This window comes from Nonomuraea sp. CA-143628, assembly GCF_050942315.1.
Lineage (GTDB): Bacteria > Actinomycetota > Actinomycetes > Streptosporangiales > Streptosporangiaceae > Nonomuraea.
The window spans coordinates 9785986-9802613 of record NZ_CP192072.1; the positions used below are offsets into that span (position 1 = coordinate 9785986).

The 16628-nt window shown below is 70.1% G+C and carries 16 protein-coding genes and 1 pseudogene; 5 read left to right on the forward strand and 12 right to left on the reverse strand.

Annotation, left to right across the window (positions count from 1 at the left end):
• Positions 1–8: 8 nt before the first annotated feature.
• Genes ACQP2T_RS44345 through ACQP2T_RS44360 form a run of 4 tightly spaced genes read right to left on the reverse strand, consistent with a single transcriptional unit; the run spans position 9 to position 3828 of the window.
• Positions 9–884: a nucleoside hydrolase gene (locus tag ACQP2T_RS44345; RefSeq protein WP_433510855.1), complete on the reverse strand. Its 876-nt coding sequence runs from the start codon at positions 882–884 to the stop codon at positions 9–11.
• Between the two features lie 12 nt (positions 885–896).
• Entirely contained in the window at positions 897–1682 is a 786-nt protein-coding gene (locus ACQP2T_RS44350) for a carbohydrate ABC transporter permease (protein WP_433510856.1), read from the reverse strand.
• A 2-nt stretch (positions 1683–1684) separates the two neighbouring features.
• Entirely contained in the window at positions 1685–2530 is an 846-nt protein-coding gene (locus ACQP2T_RS44355) for a carbohydrate ABC transporter permease (RefSeq protein ID WP_433510857.1), read from the reverse strand.
• Positions 2527–3828, reverse strand: a complete 1302-nt coding sequence (locus ACQP2T_RS44360) for a sugar ABC transporter substrate-binding protein (protein ID WP_433510858.1) — start codon at positions 3826–3828, stop codon at positions 2527–2529. Before ACQP2T_RS44360 ends, ACQP2T_RS44355 begins: the two co-directional genes overlap by 4 nt.
• 241 nt (positions 3829–4069) lie before the next feature.
• Between ACQP2T_RS44360 and ACQP2T_RS44365 the strand changes: the two genes are divergently transcribed.
• Positions 4070–6124, forward strand: coding sequence for a beta-galactosidase (locus tag ACQP2T_RS44365; protein WP_433510859.1), 2055 nt, complete (start codon positions 4070–4072; stop codon positions 6122–6124).
• A 35-nt stretch (positions 6125–6159) separates the two neighbouring features.
• Here ACQP2T_RS44365 and ACQP2T_RS44370 read toward each other — a convergent pair whose 3' ends face one another.
• Complete coding sequence (locus tag ACQP2T_RS44370) at positions 6160–6624, reverse strand: PPOX class F420-dependent oxidoreductase (protein ID WP_433510860.1); 465 nt, start codon at positions 6622–6624, stop codon at positions 6160–6162.
• A gap of 62 nt (positions 6625–6686) precedes the next feature.
• The gene (locus tag ACQP2T_RS44375; protein ID WP_433510861.1) at positions 6687–9287 is read right to left on the reverse strand and encodes a caspase, EACC1-associated type; all 2601 of its coding nucleotides are present in this window, start codon (positions 9285–9287) and stop codon (positions 6687–6689) included.
• Between the two features lie 82 nt (positions 9288–9369).
• Here ACQP2T_RS44375 and ACQP2T_RS44380 point away from each other — a divergent pair, with 82 nt between their 5' ends.
• Positions 9370–9843, forward strand: a complete 474-nt coding sequence (locus tag ACQP2T_RS44380) for a GNAT family N-acetyltransferase (protein ID WP_433510862.1) — start codon at positions 9370–9372, stop codon at positions 9841–9843.
• Positions 9840–10322 (forward strand): metallophosphoesterase family protein, encoded by a 483-nt coding sequence (locus ACQP2T_RS44385; protein WP_433510863.1) that lies wholly within the window; start codon positions 9840–9842, stop codon positions 10320–10322. Before ACQP2T_RS44380 ends, ACQP2T_RS44385 begins: the two co-directional genes overlap by 4 nt.
• Before the next feature lie 26 nt (positions 10323–10348).
• On the opposite strand, the gene ACQP2T_RS44390 is transcribed toward ACQP2T_RS44385, so the two are convergent.
• The 3 genes and pseudogenes from ACQP2T_RS44390 to ACQP2T_RS44400 form a co-directional block, all read right to left on the reverse strand.
• On the reverse strand, positions 10349–11086 hold the full coding sequence (locus tag ACQP2T_RS44390; protein WP_433510864.1) for a poly-gamma-glutamate hydrolase family protein: 738 nt from the start codon (positions 11084–11086) through the stop codon (positions 10349–10351).
• Between the two features lie 949 nt (positions 11087–12035).
• Positions 12036–12425 (reverse strand): GntR family transcriptional regulator, encoded by a 390-nt coding sequence (locus tag ACQP2T_RS44395; RefSeq protein ID WP_433519912.1) that lies wholly within the window; start codon positions 12423–12425, stop codon positions 12036–12038.
• 207 nt (positions 12426–12632) lie between these two features.
• Positions 12633–12827, reverse strand: a pseudogene (locus ACQP2T_RS44400) (winged helix-turn-helix domain-containing protein); the annotation flags it as partial.
• A gap of 63 nt (positions 12828–12890) precedes the next feature.
• On the opposite strand from ACQP2T_RS44400, the gene ACQP2T_RS44405 reads away from it, so the two are divergent.
• Positions 12891–13373, forward strand: a complete 483-nt coding sequence (locus tag ACQP2T_RS44405) for an NUDIX hydrolase (RefSeq protein ID WP_433510865.1) — start codon at positions 12891–12893, stop codon at positions 13371–13373.
• 36 nt (positions 13374–13409) lie between these two features.
• The gene (locus ACQP2T_RS44410) at positions 13410–13946 is read left to right on the forward strand and encodes an XdhC family protein (protein ID WP_433510866.1); all 537 of its coding nucleotides are present in this window, start codon (positions 13410–13412) and stop codon (positions 13944–13946) included.
• A 24-nt stretch (positions 13947–13970) separates the two neighbouring features.
• Here the strand turns inward: ACQP2T_RS44410 and ACQP2T_RS44415 are convergent, their stop codons facing one another.
• The 3 genes from ACQP2T_RS44415 to ACQP2T_RS44425 form a co-directional block, all read right to left on the reverse strand.
• The gene (locus tag ACQP2T_RS44415; protein ID WP_433510867.1) at positions 13971–14204 is read right to left on the reverse strand and encodes a DUF6289 family protein; all 234 of its coding nucleotides are present in this window, start codon (positions 14202–14204) and stop codon (positions 13971–13973) included.
• 138 nt (positions 14205–14342) lie between these two features.
• On the reverse strand, positions 14343–15650 hold the full coding sequence (locus ACQP2T_RS44420) for an alpha-glucosidase/alpha-galactosidase (RefSeq protein ID WP_433510868.1): 1308 nt from the start codon (positions 15648–15650) through the stop codon (positions 14343–14345).
• Positions 15647–16609: a carbohydrate kinase family protein gene (locus tag ACQP2T_RS44425; RefSeq protein ID WP_433510869.1), complete on the reverse strand. Its 963-nt coding sequence runs from the start codon at positions 16607–16609 to the stop codon at positions 15647–15649. Before ACQP2T_RS44425 ends, ACQP2T_RS44420 begins: the two co-directional genes overlap by 4 nt.
• Positions 16610–16628: the final 19 nt, after the last annotated feature.

Consider the following 16628-nt stretch of genomic DNA (forward strand, 5'->3'; position numbering starts at 1 on the left):
TGGACGCCTTAGGTGGTGTGATCCGCCGCCACGGTCCTGGCGACGATCTGCGCGGCGATCTCGTCCGCGCGCGCCGCCACCGTGATCCTCGTACGGCCCGCGCCTTCCGTGAACACGCTCCCCCCATCGGGACCGATCGCCACGTGACCCTCCGGCGTGAAACCGAACAGATCGGGCGCCAGCATGGTCAGCACCGTGATCGGGTCGTGCGGGCTGTTCCACTCCTCGTTCCAGAACCGCCACCACTGCTCGATCTCCGCCTTCAGCGCCTGCCCGAACTCGCCCGCCTCGGCGATCCTGGCCACGTCGCCGGCGTCCAGCCGCACGGTCGTGGTGATCTCCAGCCCGGTCACGGTGATCGGGGCGCCGGAGTCGAACACGATCTTCGCCGCCTCGGGGTCGCACTTGAAGTTGTGCTCCGGCTTCGCGGAGTCGAAGCGCCCGCCCATGATCCACAGGTGCCCGACGTTCGCCGCGAACTCCGGGTCGGCCTGGATGGCGTTCGCGATGTTGGTCAGCGGGCCGATCGCGACGACGTCGATCTGGCCCGGTGCCTGGCGTACCAGCTCGGTGAGGTAGGCGGTGGCGTCCGGCCCGTGGGAGATCCGCTCGGTGTCGAGGTCGGGGAAGAGCTTGCCCTCGTGGCCCGCCCACCAGACCTCGCGGTCGGTGAGCGTCTTCTCCGCGCCGGGCACCACGGTGAGGGTACGGCCGGCCAGCCGTACCAGCCGCTGGGCCAGGCGCGCCCGCAGCGCCGTGTCACCGTAGACGGTGACGCAGCCGAGCAGGTCCACCTCCGGCGACCCGAGCAGGACGGCCAGCGCGAGCGCGTCGTCCACGTCGGAGCCGAGGTCGGTGTCGAGAACGATCTGACGGTCAGCCATGATGGCCTTTCTCTATTTGAGCCCGGTCGTCGCGATGGACTGGGTGAACTGGCGCTGGAAGCGCAGGATGATGACCAGCGGGATCACGGTCAGCACGACCGAGCCGGCGAACAGCTGCCCGTAGTCGATGGTGAACTGCCCGCGCATGTTGGCCAGCGCGATCGGCCCCAGCTGGTGCTCGGCGTCGGTGCCGATGAGCAGCGGCCAGACGTACGCCTGCCACTGGAAGATGAACAGCGTCAGACCCGCACTGACCAGGGCGGGACGCGACAACGGCAGATACAGCCGGGTGAACACCCCGAACCACCCCAGCCCGTCGATCCGCGCCGCCTCCACCAGCTCGGCCGGGATGGCCAGGAAGAACTGACGCAGCAGGAAGATCGCCAGGCCGTGACCGAGTCCGGGCAGGATGAGGCCCGCGTAGGTGTTCTGCAGGTTCCAGTCGCGAAACAGCGTGGCCAGCGGGATCGCGATCGCGTCGAACGGGATGAGGAAGCTCAGCACGACGAGGCCGAAGAGCACGCCCTGACCCCGGAACCTGATGGCCGACAGGCCGAACGCCGCCGCCGCGGAGATGGCCAAGCCGATCAGGACCGTGGCCAGCGCGACGAGCAGCGAGTTGGCGATGGCCCGGCCGAAGCCGCCCGTCAGCAGCGCCAGATAGTTGGCGAGCGTCGGGTCGGCGGGGATCAGCGAGTTGCCGAGGTTGCCCGTGCCGCGCAGCGAACTGCTGAGCGCCCACAGCAGGGGCAGCGCGAAAGCGAGGCCGACGACGCCGGCGAGTGTCTTTCTGAGCATGCTCAGTCCTTGGCGCGCAGCAGGCGGAACTGGACGATGACGACCGCGAGCACGACCAGCACCAGCAGCATGACCTCGGCCTGGGCCAGGTTGAGGTCGCCGACGCTGTAGGCGCGGGTGAAGATGTCGAACATGGTGACGTTCGTGGAGCCCTGCGGGCCGCCGTTGGTCAGCATCTGGACCGGGGCGAAGACCAGGAAGTTGGAGACCGTGTCGGCCACCAGGACGAACGCCAGCGGCCTGCGCAGCAGAGGCAGCGTCACGTGCCAGAACTTGGCCCAGGCGGAGGCGCCGTCGATGCCCGCCGCCTCATAGAGCTCCTGCGGGATGTCCTGCATGCCGGCGATGAGGAACATCATCCAGTAGCCGACCCCGATCCACGACAGCAGCACGATCAGGCACCACAGCGCCTGCTGCGGCGAGGTCAGGAACGGCTGCTGCGGGATGCCCAGCACGTGCAGCACGGCGTTGAGCATCCCGTCAGGCCGGTAGGCCACGCTCCAGATGGCCGCGGACACCGCGGGCGGCACCGCGATCGGCAGGATCACCAGGGAGCGCAGGAAGCGCGCCCCGGCGAACTTCCGCGTGTAGAGGACCGCCAGCGCGAGGGCGACCGCGATCTGCAGCGGGTTCACGATCAGGCTGAACACCAGCGTGACCTTGACGCTCTGCAGGAAAGTCGGGTCGTCGAACAGCGTCGCGTAGTTGCCGAGGCCGACGAACGACGTCTCGCCGGTGACCAGGCTGGTGTGCCGCAGGCTGCTGCCGACGGCGATGGCCGCGGGGATCAGCCGGAGCGCCAGCAGCGCCACCAGCGCGGGCGCCAGGAAGGCCAGCGCGACCTTCATCGAAGCTGCTTCCAGGCGGTGGTGATCTCCTGGGTCGCCTGGTCGAGCCGGGCCTTGGGGTCGGCGCCGTTACGGATGTCGGCGAACGCCTTGGTCATGATGTCCTCGAACTGGATGTAGCCGACCGACCGGGGCCGCGCCACCGCCGTGTTCTGGGCGTCGTACTTCATGATCTCGCCGACGCCCTTCGCCTTGGCGTCGAGCAGGGGTACGTACTTGTCGAACGCCGCCTTGTTGGACGGGATGATCGTGGTGTTCTGCGTGGTCTGGAGGTTGCCTTCGGGGTCGAGCGCGGCGTACTCGATGAACTTCTTGGCCGCCGCCTGCCTCTTGGAGGCCGGGTTGACGCCCCATGACCACGAGCCGGTCGGGGTCACCGGCTTGCCGCCCTGGAAGTAGGGGTACGGCGCCACGCCCCACTTCAGCCCCTTGGCCGCGGCGAAGTTGCCCACGTCCCACGGGCCGCCGGCGAAGAAGGGCACCTTGCCCTCGGTGAACAGCGGCGAGGTCTGGAAGGAGCCGACGCCGCGCGGGGCCAGCTTGTTCGCGAACAGGCCGTGGTACCAGGTCATCGCCTTGAGCCAGCCGTCGGTCGTGATGGCGGGCGTCAGCATCTCGGGGCCGGTGATCCCGGATCCGCCGCCGAGCGACTCGGCGAGGCTCTGCAACTGGTAGAACTGCTCGATCTGCTCAGGGATGACCGCCCACTGGGCGCCGGCCTTCTCCTGCGCCTTCTTGCCGGCCTCGACCGTCTGCTCCCACGTCCACCGCTTGGCCGGGTCGCTCGGCGGCGGCTGGACGCCCGCCTTCTCCAGCAACTCGGTGTTGTAGAAGAGGAACTGGTCGGAGGTCCAGATGGGCAGCGCCCACAGCTTGTCCCTGAAGACGTTGACCTCGTACTGCCCGGGGAGCGCGGCGCTCTTGACCTTGTCCGTCAGGTCGCTCAGGTCGGTGAGGAAGCCGCGGGTGGCGAGCGCGGCGACGCGCGGCTGGTCGACCGTGTAGACGTCGATCGAGTCGTCCTTGGCCGCAAGGCGCTGCTGGAGCACGCTGTTGAGCTGGTCGAAGGGGACCTGGGTGTAGTTGACCTTGGTCCCCGGGTTCTTGGCCTCGAACCCGGCGATGACTGGGGCGAAGGTCTTGGGGTCCTCGGGGCCGACGAACTGGATCGGGCCCGAGGCGTCGGCGGCCTGGCTCGCGCCGCCCGACCCGCCCGGCCCACCCGACCCACCTGAGCCGCAGGCGGCCAGGGCGCCGGCCAGGGCTGTCGTGGCGATAACCACCCTGAAGAACTTCATCCCCTAGCTCCTTCTGGACTGAGGTCTACACGTGTCACCTTCAGGCGGCCAGGATGCCACCAAGCGCGGAGAAGGACAAGGGCCAGGTCAGGCGGCTCGTACGCCGCCCGACTGGACATTTAGGACGCATCACCTAAAGACGTTGACATATCCGCAAACCGGGCCATAGATTTTTTGCGAAACGTTTTCACCGACTCGTCTCGGCCCACTGCTGCGCCGAGCCGCCCCAGGCCGGAGTGGAATGACTTCGTTAGGCTCGGGCCCGGCGCGACGGAGCAGGCATCTGACGGCCTCGCCGCGACTGGGCACGCACACCCTCACCGCCGGGCGCGGGCTGCTCTTCGGCGGCGACTACAACCCCGAGCAATGGCCCGAAGAGGTCTGGACCGAGGACGTCGAGCTGATGCGGGCGGCCGGGGTCAACCTGGTCACCGTCGGCGTGTTCAGCTGGGCGCGGATCGAGCCGCAGCCGGGCGCGCGCGACTTCGGCTGGCTGGACCGGGTGCTCGACCTGCTCGGCTCGGCCGGGATCGCGGTCGACCTGGCCACCCCGACCGCCTCGCCGCCACCATGGCTGGGCCACCGCTGGCCGCGCACCCTGCCCGTGGACGAGTCGGGACACCGGCTCTGGTACGGCTCGCGCAACCAGTTCTGCCCGTCGTCCCCGGTGTACCGGGAGAAGGCGCTGGCCATCGTCACCGACCTCGCCGACCGCTACGCCGGGCACCCGGCGCTGGCGCTGTGGCACGTGGGCAACGAGTACGGCCAGGTCTGCCACTGCGGTGACACGGCGGCGGCGTTCCGTACCTGGCTGCGGGAGCGCTACGGCGACCTGGACGCCCTGAACGAGGCGTGGGGCACCAGCTTCTGGAGCCAGCATTATGGCGAGTGGGCCGAGATCGTCACCCCGCGCCGCGCCCCGTACATGATCAACCCCACGCAGCAGCTGGACTTCTGGCGGTTCTGCTCGGACGCGCTGCTCGCGCACTACCGCGCCGAGCGCGACATCCTGCGCGAGCGCACCCCGGACGTGCCCATCACCACGAACTTCATGGGCCTGTTCAAGCCCGTCGACTACTGGGCGTGGGCGCCAGAAGAGGACATCGTCTCCAACGACTGGTACCCCGACCCCGCCGACCCGCTCTCCCCCGCCCGCTCGGCGCTCACCCACGACCTGACCCGCTCACTCGGCGGCGGGCGGCCGTGGCTGCTGATGGAGCAGGCCACGAACGGGGTGAACTGGCGCCCGCACAACCTCCCCAAACCGGCCGGACAGCTACGACTGGAGTCGTTGCAGGCGCTCGCCCGCGGCGCCGACGGGCTGTGCTACTTCCAGTGGCGGGCCTCCCGGTTCGGGGCCGAGCGCTTCCACGCCGCGATGGTGCCGCACGCGGGGCCGGAGACCCGGCTGCACGCCGAGGTCCGCGCCCACGGCAACGAGCTGCGCGGGCTGGCCTCGGTGGCGGGCACGCCGGTGCCCGCCAAGGTGGCGATGGTGCACGACTGGGCCAGCTGGTGGGCGCTGGAGGAGCGCGGCCGGCCCAGTGACCGGCTCACCCTGCCCGACCAGCTCCTGCGCTTCTACCGGCCGCTGTGGGAGCGCGGCGTGACCGTGGACCTGGTGCCGCCGTCCGCGGACCTCACCGGGTACGCGCTGGTCGTGGTGCCGAACCTCTACCTGATCAGCGATGGGGACGCCGCGGCCCTGACCGAGTACGTACACCGCGGCGGTGTGCTGCTGGTCGGCCCCTTCTCCGGGGTCGCGGATCCGCGGGCGCACGTCCGTACCGGCCGCTTCCCCGCGCCGCTGCGCGAGGTGCTGGGCGCGTCCGGCGAGGAGTGGCTGCCCGCGCCGGAGGACCGGCCGGTGCGCTGCCACTGGACGGACGGCACCGGCTTCACCGCGCGGATCTGGACCGAGCTGATGGCCGCCGAGGGCGCCGAGCCGGTGGCCACGTTCGCCGACGGCGACCTGGCCGGCCGCCCGGCGGTGCTGCGGCACGAGAGCGGCGCGGGCGTCGCCTGGTATGTGGCGACGGTGCCCGAGGCCGACGGGCTCTCCGAGCTGACCGCGCGGGTGCTGGCCGACGCGGACGTGACCGGGGCCCTGCCCGAGCTGCCGCCCGGCGTCGAGGCGGTACGCCGGGGGTCCGTGCTGTTCGTGCTCAACCACGGCGCCGAGACGCGGCGCGTGCCGATCCCCTATCCGGCCGAGGACCTGCTGACCGGGTCCACGGCCGACGGCATGGTGACTCTGACGCCGCGCGGGGTCGTCGCGCTGCGGCCTCTCGACTGATCCCGCCTGAGCTGATCCCGTCAGAGCTGATCCCGTCAGAGCGCCAGACGGGCCGGGAATCCGCCGGTCGCGATCGGACTCCAGCGGTCGATATGGAGGCGGATGAGGGACTTGCCCTGCCGCTCCATGGCGGCCCGATAGTCGTCCCAATCGGGGTGCTCGCCGGAGATGCACCTGTAGTAGTCCACCAGCGCGTCGAGCGCCTCGGGCATGTCCAGCACCTCGGCCCGCCCATCGACCTGGACGTACGGGCCGTCCCAGTCGTCGGACAGCACGCAGATCGACGCCCGCTCGTCACGGCGGGCGTTGCGCGTCTTGGCCCGATCGGGATAGGTGGACACCACGATCCGGCCGCCTTCGTCCACCCCACAGGACACGGGCGAGAGCTGAGGCCGCCCGTCGGCACGGGTGGTCGACAGCAGACCGTGATGCCTGGGACGGAGGAAATCGAGGAGTTCGGGCAGTTCGACACGGTTGGCGGTCGCGATCCTCGGAGCCATTTCTTCCCATACCTTTCCGCGCCCGGCCATCGGCGGCGGCCGGCGCCAAGACTCCGATCCTTTCACCTCCCCGGGTCAGGCGATGGTTCGCGTTCCGCTGTGGCGCTCGGACGGCTCAGATAGGTGCCTACCGCGACGCAGACCGCCGCAAGAGACAGGACCAGCAGTCGCACCGGATGGGTCGGAGCCGCCTCCAGGGTTTCCGGCCCCCACTGGGAGAGATTGGGGAAGGAGTTGTAGTAGTAGCCGACCCCGTACAGTAACCCGACGATCATCGAGAGCCGCGCGGCGGCCAGGATGTACGGTCGTGGCCGCGCCGACAACGCGGCGATCAGCAGCATCACGAGCAGAGCGGGCTGGTAGGCGGCGGCCAGCTGGTTCCTGCCGGTGGTCAGGTGATACACCTCGGCCAGGTCGTACGTCACGAGCAAGGTCGCGGCCAGCCCGAGCGCCATCGGGACCCACGGCAGGCCCTGGCGTACGTGACGGACGAGGTGGAGGACGGCCAGCACGACGAAGCCGCCGGCGAGGGCGACCGTGGCGATCCATGTCACGCTCTCCCCGGGACCACGCGTGATGCCTTCGGGGGCGGCGAGATGGGCGATGATCGCGCCCAGAGCCAGGACGGCCACGAGCCGGTCGAGGAATCTCCACCGGCCGGGGGCGGCGGATGTCGTCTCGAACAGCACGACCGCGAGCACCAGGACGCCTCCGGCCGCCGCCACCCATCCGGCTACGGGCTGCGGTCCCCGTGCCCAGGAGAGGACGGACAGCTCACCGAGGTAGACGGCGGCGAGCCCGAACGTGGCGCCGATGGCCACGTCGCGCTCGAGGCGGCCGGGCGGCAGCAGGCCGACCAGGACGGCGGCGGTCACCAGAAGCGCCAGCCAGATCGAGGCGATCGGTGTGGCGAGCGCGATCAACGGTGTACTGACCAGCAACAGGGCCGCCACCAGCACCGCGGCCCGCACGGGAACCGGCCACCGCGACGGCCCGGCCGCCGGTGAGGCGGGCACGGACGGGGAGACCGTGCTGGTCGCAGGCGTGAGTGTCGGAGGCGTCGGTTTGGGTGTCGGTGACGCGGGTGAAGGCGACGGCGACGCGGGTGTCGCGGGCGCGGGCGTTGGTGATGCGGGCGTGGGTGTCGGTGTCGCGGGCGTCGGTGTCGGCGACGGCGACGGCGACGGCGACGGCGACGCGGGTATCGCGGGCGCGGGCGGGGGTGTCGCGGGCTTCGGTGTCTTGGGTGCTGTCCCGACAGGCTCGGCGGGCCCACCGGCCCGTTTCGCGACCCGGGGAGCCGGAGCCTCCGGGCCCAGGGCCTTGGTGGCGGCCCCCGACACGAGCCGGCTGTCGTCGTCGGCCAGCGCCTCCAGGGCCAGCCGTGCCGCCAGGGCCAACCCTTCGTGCCTGCTGTGGCGCAGCCGTTCCAGCTCCCCGACCGCACCGGCCCTGATCTTGGCGATCGGGTGGTCGATCGCGTGCTGGAGTTCGTCCGGCAGCGACACCGGCCGGCTGACGGGCCGCGCTCTCCTGGCGATGTACATGTCGCCCTGCACGTCGAACGTCCACTTGCCCGGTGTCTGGCTGGGTGTGGTGCGCCGTACGGTGTCGTAGACGTGGTCGTACAGCTCGTCGATGGCGACATAGCCATCCGAGTCCCGGTCGGCCTCGCCGCTCTCCAGCCCTTCCACCAGGGCACTGGTGAAGACGGAGGGCGACAGCTCCTGGGTGTCCGCCAGTTCGGTGCCGTCGAAGGCGTACTCCATGGCGTTGGAGGCAGTGATCACCACGCGACCGCGCCCGCCGAACTGCTCCTCGACGTTGACGCCCAGTCCGGCGCGCGGCAGCGCCCCGCGCGCGAAGGCCCCCGCGTAGCAGCAGTCGAGCAGCAGGACGATGCGGCGCGACCGGCTGCGGCTCATCCGCCGGTTGACGAACTCGGCCGGCACCGCGGTCGCCGCGAGCCGGTTGAGCTTGGTGGTGGGCGTGGCGAAGTACAGTTCGCCGGATTCGTCCTTGACGCCGTGGCCCGAGAAGTGCAGCAGGAGCAGATCGTCGGGATCGCGGTCGGCGAAGAACTCCTCCACCGCCTCGTTGACGTCCTGAGTGGTCTCGTTGAGCATCGTACGGACGTCGAACGCGCCGATCCGGCGGTCTCCCAGCACGCGGGCCAATGCCTGGGCGTCCAGCGACGGGGCGCGCAGCCGTCGCAGCCCGGGATCGGCGTACTCGTCGCTCGCCACGATCAGCGCCATCCGCGTGCCGCTCAGCGGGCGCTCGCCGGCGCGGCCGGCGCGCCGGCGCAGCCACTCGTCGGTGAGCCGCCGCTGCTCGCGGGACGGTACTCCGGTCAGTTCGAGCAGATCGCCGTCGACGCCGAGCTTGACCGAGCGGTTCTGATCGCGCTGCAGCCAGGCGGTCACCGCGTTCACGACCGCCGCGAGCAGGTCCATGCCCGCCAGCGAGATGACCAGGCCGCCCACGGCGAATGACAGGATCGCCCTGGCGCCCGGCGGCGGCTCACCGGTCTCGGGCGCGACGTCCAGTATGTCGAGTTCGAGTAATTCGCCGCGTAACCCGGCCGTCAACCGCTCCAGCTCCTGCGTGTCCGCGCCGCCGTCGACCACGTGCACGGTCAGCCGTGTCACCTCGTCGGCCATCCACTACCCCCCGCCCCGGAGCGTGTCGAGCGCATCATAAGCCTGGGGATCGACCCTCGAACAGCCCGGATATCGTGAGCGTATGGACATGATCGAAGCCCCACGGCTGGTCCTGCTGCCCCTGCGGGTCGAGCACGCGGACGAGATGGCCGTCGTGCTCGCCGATCCCGCCCTGCACACCTTCATCGGCGGTACGCCCTCGACCGCGCAGGAGTTGCGCAGCCGCTACGAGCGGCTGGTCGCCGGGCCGGCCGGCTGGCGCAACTGGGTGATCCAGCTGCGCGAGGACGGCGGTCTGGTGGGCTACGTGCAGGCCACGATCGACCGCCGCACCGCCGAGCTCGCCTGGGTGGTCGGCACCCCCTGGCAGGGCCGCGGCCTGGCCGGGGAGGCCACCAAGGCGCTGGTCGGCTGGATCGCGGGCCAGGAGATCGACACGATCGTCGCGCACATCCACCCCGACCACGCCGCCTCGGCCGCCGTCGCCGCCTCCGTCGGGCTGCGCCCCACCGACCGGTGGCAGGACGGCGAGGTGCGGTGGGAGGCGCCGGTATGAGAGTGGCGGTCCTGTCCGACACCCATGCCCCCCGGCATTGGAAGTCGTGTCCGGACCGGGTGGCCGCGCGGTTGCGGGGGGCCGACGCCATCCTGCACGCGGGCGATGTCTGCACGGGTGCGGTGCTGGCCGAGCTGGCGGCGTACGCGCCGGTTCACGCGGTGAAGGGCAACAACGACGGACCCGACGTGGACGCGCCCGAGACGCTGGAGCTCGAGCTCGCCGGGCTCCGGGTGGCGATGATCCACGACAGCGGTACGGCCAAGGGGCGGTGGGAGCGCATGCGGCGGCGTTTCCCGAACGCCGAGCTGGTGGTGTTCGGGCACTCGCACATCCCGCTCGACCATCACGAGGACGGACTGCGGATCTTCAACCCGGGCTCTCCGACCGACCGCCGCCGCCAGCCGCACGGGACGATCGGGCTGCTCGTGATCGAGGAGGGGCGCCTGGTGTCGACGGAGATCGTGCCCGTCACCTGATGGCGCCGCGCCTCCCCGATCCCGGATCAGTCGCTCAGGGCCTTGTTGATCACTGCGGTGTAGGCGTAGAACGCCTTGGTGCGGTTCGCCGGATTCTCGATCGAGCTACGGGTGAGATCGCCATCGGCGAAGAACCGCTTCCGCTGGGCGCTGCTGATCTCCAGCTGAAGGCCCTTGCCACGGCGGTTCTTGTTGGCGATGTTGTCCGGGCTCGACCCGTCGAGACCGTCCGGGACCTCCCGCGCCACCGTGAACCCGGCGGCGCGCAGCCCGGCGGTGACCCGCTCGACCAGCGCCGTGTCCCGGCCGCCGACGTACGTGCTCGCCTCGGTGCTGTCGGAGTAGCCGTGCCAGGAGACGGTCCGGTCGACCTTGGCCAGCAGCGCGAGCGCCCGCGGCTCGTCGAACCGGCTGGCGGTGATGTGCAGGGTGCCGTTGCCCGTGGGCTTGATGCCCTCGAACGCGTAGAAGGCGGCCTGGCTCGCCTGGGCGCTGTAATCCGCGAGCTGGGACGTGCCGGCCTCGATGCTCCCCCCGTGGATGGCGATGTGCGCCACCGTCGCGCCCTGAGGGAAGCGCTTCACGCGCCGATAGTCGGTGCCCTCGGTCTCATGCGCGGCGAGCTCGGCGTAGTTCGGGTACGTGTCGGCTGCGCGATGCTGGGCGGAAGCAGAAGCAGAAGCAGGCGCCGGAGCAAGCGCAAGGCCGCCCGCGATGACGGCGACCCCGGCGCGCGTCAGAACCGACGGTAGTAAGACAGCCATGTTCATGCCCCCGGGCCTAGGAAACGCTTGACCCGTCCAACGATAGTCCGTCGGCGGGGACGGGCCTGTACGACCGCTTTCGGGCCGCCCAGGACTACGAGCGCACGTTCGCGAAGAACTCCCGGGCCGGCTTCGCCACACTGACATGATCTCCGTGACTTCCGGTAGGCGGAAGCCCGGAACGCCACACTCGTTCTACCGGACTCGTCCGGACAGCAGCTCTGTCCAGGTCACCCGGGCTTCAGCGATCGACCAGCGGGGAGTTTCGTGAATCCGGTGACCGGTTTCTCGCTGGACAGTCCGCCGGATGAACGCCTGTCCCCCGCCCTCACACAGCTCATACACAGTGGCCCGGCACCCGCAGGTCCACTCCCTCGACCGCACCCGCTCAAACGTCTGATGCGGCTTCCGCTAGTCCAGGCGCACATGATCGCGCTGTGCCATCGCCACGCGCGGACTCAAGCACTCGTCGAGTGAGAGCACGGTGTGTCCTCGGCGATCGGCTCAGACGACGGAGGCGTGTCGCGAAGGTCTCTGTACCGGAACGCGACCCGACTGGCGGCGCGGGCCGGATCCATCGCCGGATGCCAGGCATAGATAAAGCGCTTACGCCGATCGTCCCATCCGGTGCGCCACCAGAACCGGTCGCCGTCGCACCACACGACCAAGCCCACCCAGACCGACACCAGCGCCAGGCCGTAGCCATCGTGCACATCAGCGGAGATCTTCCAGCGATCGAGCTCGGATCACAAAGTCTCGGCCGTCTCCAACGGCGAGACGCCATCCGCGCCGAGGGCCGCATTCATGACGATCGTCCGTGGACCATAAGGCTTCGCTCCTTCGAATCCGCCGCTTCCCACGACTCCAAAGCAACAGCTCCAGACGTCTACTCGTCTATAGGAGTTTGCCTGCACTCCTTTATGGCTCCTCTAGAGGAGTTCGTCAAGCGTTATCGGGCGGGAAGTTCGTACGAGAGCAGGTAGGCATCGCTTGACATCACCGTGTCGCACACCTCCACGGCGCGACCATCGGTGGCATATGCCGTACGGACCAGGTGAAACACCGGAACACCCGGAGCCAGCCTGAGCGCCCGCGCCTCGTCGCGAAGCGGCATCCGAGAGCGGATCTCCTCCACGAAGTGATCCAGCTGGTAACCCAACTCCTCCAGCCGAGCATAGATCCCACCCGGCCCGCTGTCCGGCTGCGCGATCTGGGTGTCCCGAGCGATCTCCACAGGAATGTACGAGATGGCCGTCTCGACCGGCTGACCGTTGATCAAGTACCGGCGCGACCGGACAATGACTGGATCTTCCGAGGTGATCCCGAGCTGCTCAGCCACGTCGGCCGAAGGCCGCTCTTGGGTGATCTTGACGGAGTCGACGGTTGGGCTCCCACCTGCCGCCTCGGTCTCCGCGATGAATGCGGCCTTGCCCCGCTCGCGATGACGACGGGCGAACCGGTCAGAGGCCAACCGGCGGACCGGCGGGTGAGAGCGGACGAAGACGCCACGCCCATGTTCAGCGACCGTCAGGCCCTCGCCCTGGAGGACCTGGAGGGCATTGCGGATGGTCATCCGCGCGACATCGTAATGTTGCATGAGCCGAGCCTCCGAGGGCACCTTGTCACCTTCGGCGAGGACGCCCTGCTCGATCGCGTGCCTGATGTGATCGGCGATCTGCCGGAAGACGGCCCGGTCGCTGGTCGGGTCCAGATCCGGCAATGGCAGCTCGGCCACAACCACTCCTCAACTCGTACATACATGTACCGCCTGAGAATAGCGATCAGCGGCCCCGGAGGTAATCCGATGGATCACCACAGCACGCAGCACTCCGTCAGCGTGGCAGGCGTGATCATCGACGACCAAGGCCGCGCACTCCTCACCCAGCGCAGAGACAACGGCCGTTGGGAAGCACCCGGTGGAATCCTGGAGCGCGACGAGGACGTCACCAGCGGTCTGCTCCGGGAGGTCCACGAAGAGACCGGCCTGCAGGTCGAGCCCATCGCCCTGACCGGCGTCTACAAGAACATGACGCGCGGCATCATCGCTCTGGTCTTCCGTTGCAAGGTCATCGGCGGCCGGCTCACCGAGACCGACGAGACCCGCGCCTTCCGCTGGGTCACCGCGGACGGGGTCCAAGAACTCGCATCCGAGGCATTCGCCATCCGCGTCCTCGACGCCATGCACCACGACCAAGCGCCGGCTATTCGCAGTCACGACGGCGTCCGCCTGCTCAGGACGACACAGCCCCACGCGCATCCAACTCGCCGATCGGCTACAGGTACGTAAGGAGGCGGCGGCCCGATCGCGTGCGAGACTGCTGGCATGGCCCATTCGCATGACGCCCACGCGCATGACGCGGACGCGCTCTGTGACGTCGCCCATGGCGAGGCGGCGGCCGGTGCCGAAGGCCGCACCCTCGTCGCCGTGTTCGCCTCACCGGTCGCCGACTACCTGCTGCGTTACGGCGCCGACCTGGGATTCCGCGGGATCCTCTTCGAGCCCGACCCCGGCCGGGCCGCCGCGCCGGAGGGGTTCGAGGTCGTCACCACGCCCCCGGCGGACCTGGACGGCACCGCGGACATCGTGCTCACCGACCACCACCGTCCCGAACTCGCCGCTGTGCTGCACGAGCTGCTCGCGCACAAGTGCCGGTGGATAGGGGTTATGGGCAGCCCGCGCCATCCGGCGCCCTATCTCCAGGCGCTGGCCGAGCTGGGCGCGACGGAGGAGGACATCGCCCGGGTGCACCGGCCGATCGGGCTCAACATCGGCTCGCGCACGCCACCGGAGATCGCCGTCGCGACGCTGGCCGGGCTGCTCGCCGACCGCAACGGACGGCCGGGCGGCTTCGCCTTCTGAAACCACCCGGCCACGGTGCCTGGTTCAGCAGGGGGTCTCGACGAAGTCCTTGTAGATCGTGCGGGAGCCCCATCTGGACTCGGCGCCTTCACAGTCCTCGTACATGGCGCCCACCACCGTGGTCCAGCTGGAGTCCGAGTAGTACGTGGTGACGCAGTGGTAGCCGAGCGCGCAGACCCGGGCGTACGCGGGAGCGCTGGTGAAGGTCGTGAGGGTGGCGAGGGCGAGGAGTACGGCCAGCAGTACGCGGCGAATCATGAAGATCCTTCCCGATCGAGGAAGCGGCACTGCCGTCGATGATCGATCACCGGGGGCCCGAGCTCAAGACGCGTGAGGATCTTGACTTCTACTGTCCTGAGCTCGGGTGGCCGACGGTCATGAAAAAAGGCGGCAGCCTCAGCCGAGGGTGGCGCGCAGGGCGGGCTGGAGGCGGTCGGCGTGGGCCCGGACCATGTCGTCGCACAGCTCCCAGATCCGCTCCACGGGCAGGGCCGCGGCGGTCGCCGGGTCCGTCATGGCGGCGTGGCGGATGTGGCGTGGATCGTCCTCCAGCGCGGCCCGCACGACCAGGTCGTTCATGCTGAGGTAGGTGCGGTTGAGCGCGGCCAGCTGCGGGGGCAGCTCACCGACGCGGGTGGGCTGCACGCCCATCGCGTCGACCAGGCAGGGCACCTCCACGGTCCCCCGGGCGGGGAGGTTGCTGATCAGGCCGTGGTTGGGCACGTTCCCGTAGATGGTCCTGGGTGTGCCCGTGGTGATGCTGTGGATGATCTGCGGGGCGTACTCCATCGTCCCGTCGACCGGCAGCGGCTCTCCGGCGGCCAGGGCGTCGCGGGTCCGCTCGTAGATGGCCACGTTCTCGTCGACGATGTCCAGGTAGGCGCCGATGGGCAGGCGCAGCCGCTCGATCTCGCTGTCGTGACCGAGGTACCAGGGCACGTACTCGGAGGAGTGCTCGCTGGTCTCGGTCGGGTAGTAGCCCAGCCGCCGGTACATGTCGACGCGGACGCGGCGGCGCAGTTGCTCGTCCGCGGCGATCAGGGCGTCGAGCCGGGGGTACAGGTCAACGCCGTCGTGCTCGAACCGCAGCACCCACGCCTGGTGGTTGACGCCCGCGGCCCGGTAGGTCACCTCCTCGAACGGCACGCCCACCAGGTCGGACAGGTCGCGCATCGTCCAGTAGACCGAGTGGCACAGCCCCACCACGCGGGTGAGCCCGGTGGCCTCGGCCAGGTATTGGACGTTCATCGCCATCGGGTTGGTGTAGTTGAGCAGCCATGCCTCGGGGCAGACGGCGGCGATGTCCTCGCCCAGGGCCTTCAGCAGGGGGAACGTGCGCAGCGCGCGGAAGATGCCGCCGACGCCGAGGGTGTCGCCGATGGTCTGGCGCAGGCCGTACCGGGCGGGGATCTCGAAGTCGGTGCGGGTCGCCTCGCCCATGCCGACCTGGACGATGTTGATGACGAAGTCGGCGCCGGTGAGCGCTTCGCGCCGGTCGGCGTGCGCGGTGATCCGCGGGCTCGCGCCGCGCTCGGCGGCGATGTGCCGGGCGGCGGCGGTCGCGGTGCTCAGGCGCTCGGCGTCGATGTCGTGCAGGGCGATGCGGGCCTCCTTCAGCTCGGCGAACGCGAACAGGTCCGCCAGGAGGCCCTGGGTGAAGACGACGCTCCCGGCGCCGATGAATGCGATCTTCGGGGTGTTCATGTGGGCTGCTGTTCCTTGGTGGGGACGTGTGCGACGGCCTCATCCCAGGTGGGCTGGGCCGGGGTGCCGCCTTGGGCACGGGTGGACAGGGCGCCGCAGACGGCGGCGAGGTCCAGGGCGCGGGCGGGGGGCAGTCCGGCCAGGATCGCGGCGATGAAGCCGGCGTCGAAGCTGTCGCCCGCGCCGACCGCGTCCACGGGTGTGACGGTGATGCCGCGGGTGGTGACGAGCGTGTGCCCGTCGTGGCAGAGGGCGCCGTCCGCGCCGTTCTTGACCACGACCAGCGGCCCCCGCGCGGCGAGCGCGGCTGCTGCCCCCTCCAAAGCCCCCTCCAAAGAGTCGTCCTGGGAGCGCGCGAGGTGGCGGGCCTCGTGCGCGTTGGGGAGCAGGATGTCGGTCTCGGCGAGTACGGCGGCCAGCCCGGACGGATCCCACAGCCCGGAAGGGTCGTCGTTGGTGTCGAGCGAGGTCGTGGCGCCGTGGGCCCGCGCGGTGCGCAACAGGCCGGGCAGCGCCTTCGCCAGCCCCGGCATGAGGAAGTAGGAGGCGGCGTGCACATGCCGGGTGGCGGCCAGCAGCGACTCGGGCACGTCGTCGCCATCGGTGGCGGCCAGGGTGCCGGGTGCGGTCAGGATCGCGCGGTCGCCGCCGTCGCGGGTGAGCACGACGGTGACCGGGGTGGACAGCGCCGGATCCACGCGCAGCGCCTCGGTGTCGACCCCGCGGGCGTTCAGGACGTCGCGGACATAGCGGCCGGCGTCGTCGTCGCCGACGCGCCCGGCGAACGCGACGCGCAGGCCCAGGCGCGCGGCGCCGCAGGCCATGATCGCCGCGGAGCCGCCGAGGGTGAGCGCGCCGGCGCCGACCAGTTGCTCGCGCTGCTCGAAGGCGAGCGGGGCGTCCAGGGGGCCGAGGATGACGTCGGGGTTGGCGTCGCCGATGACAAGCAGGTCGAACATGGACTTCCTGTAGCTGGAG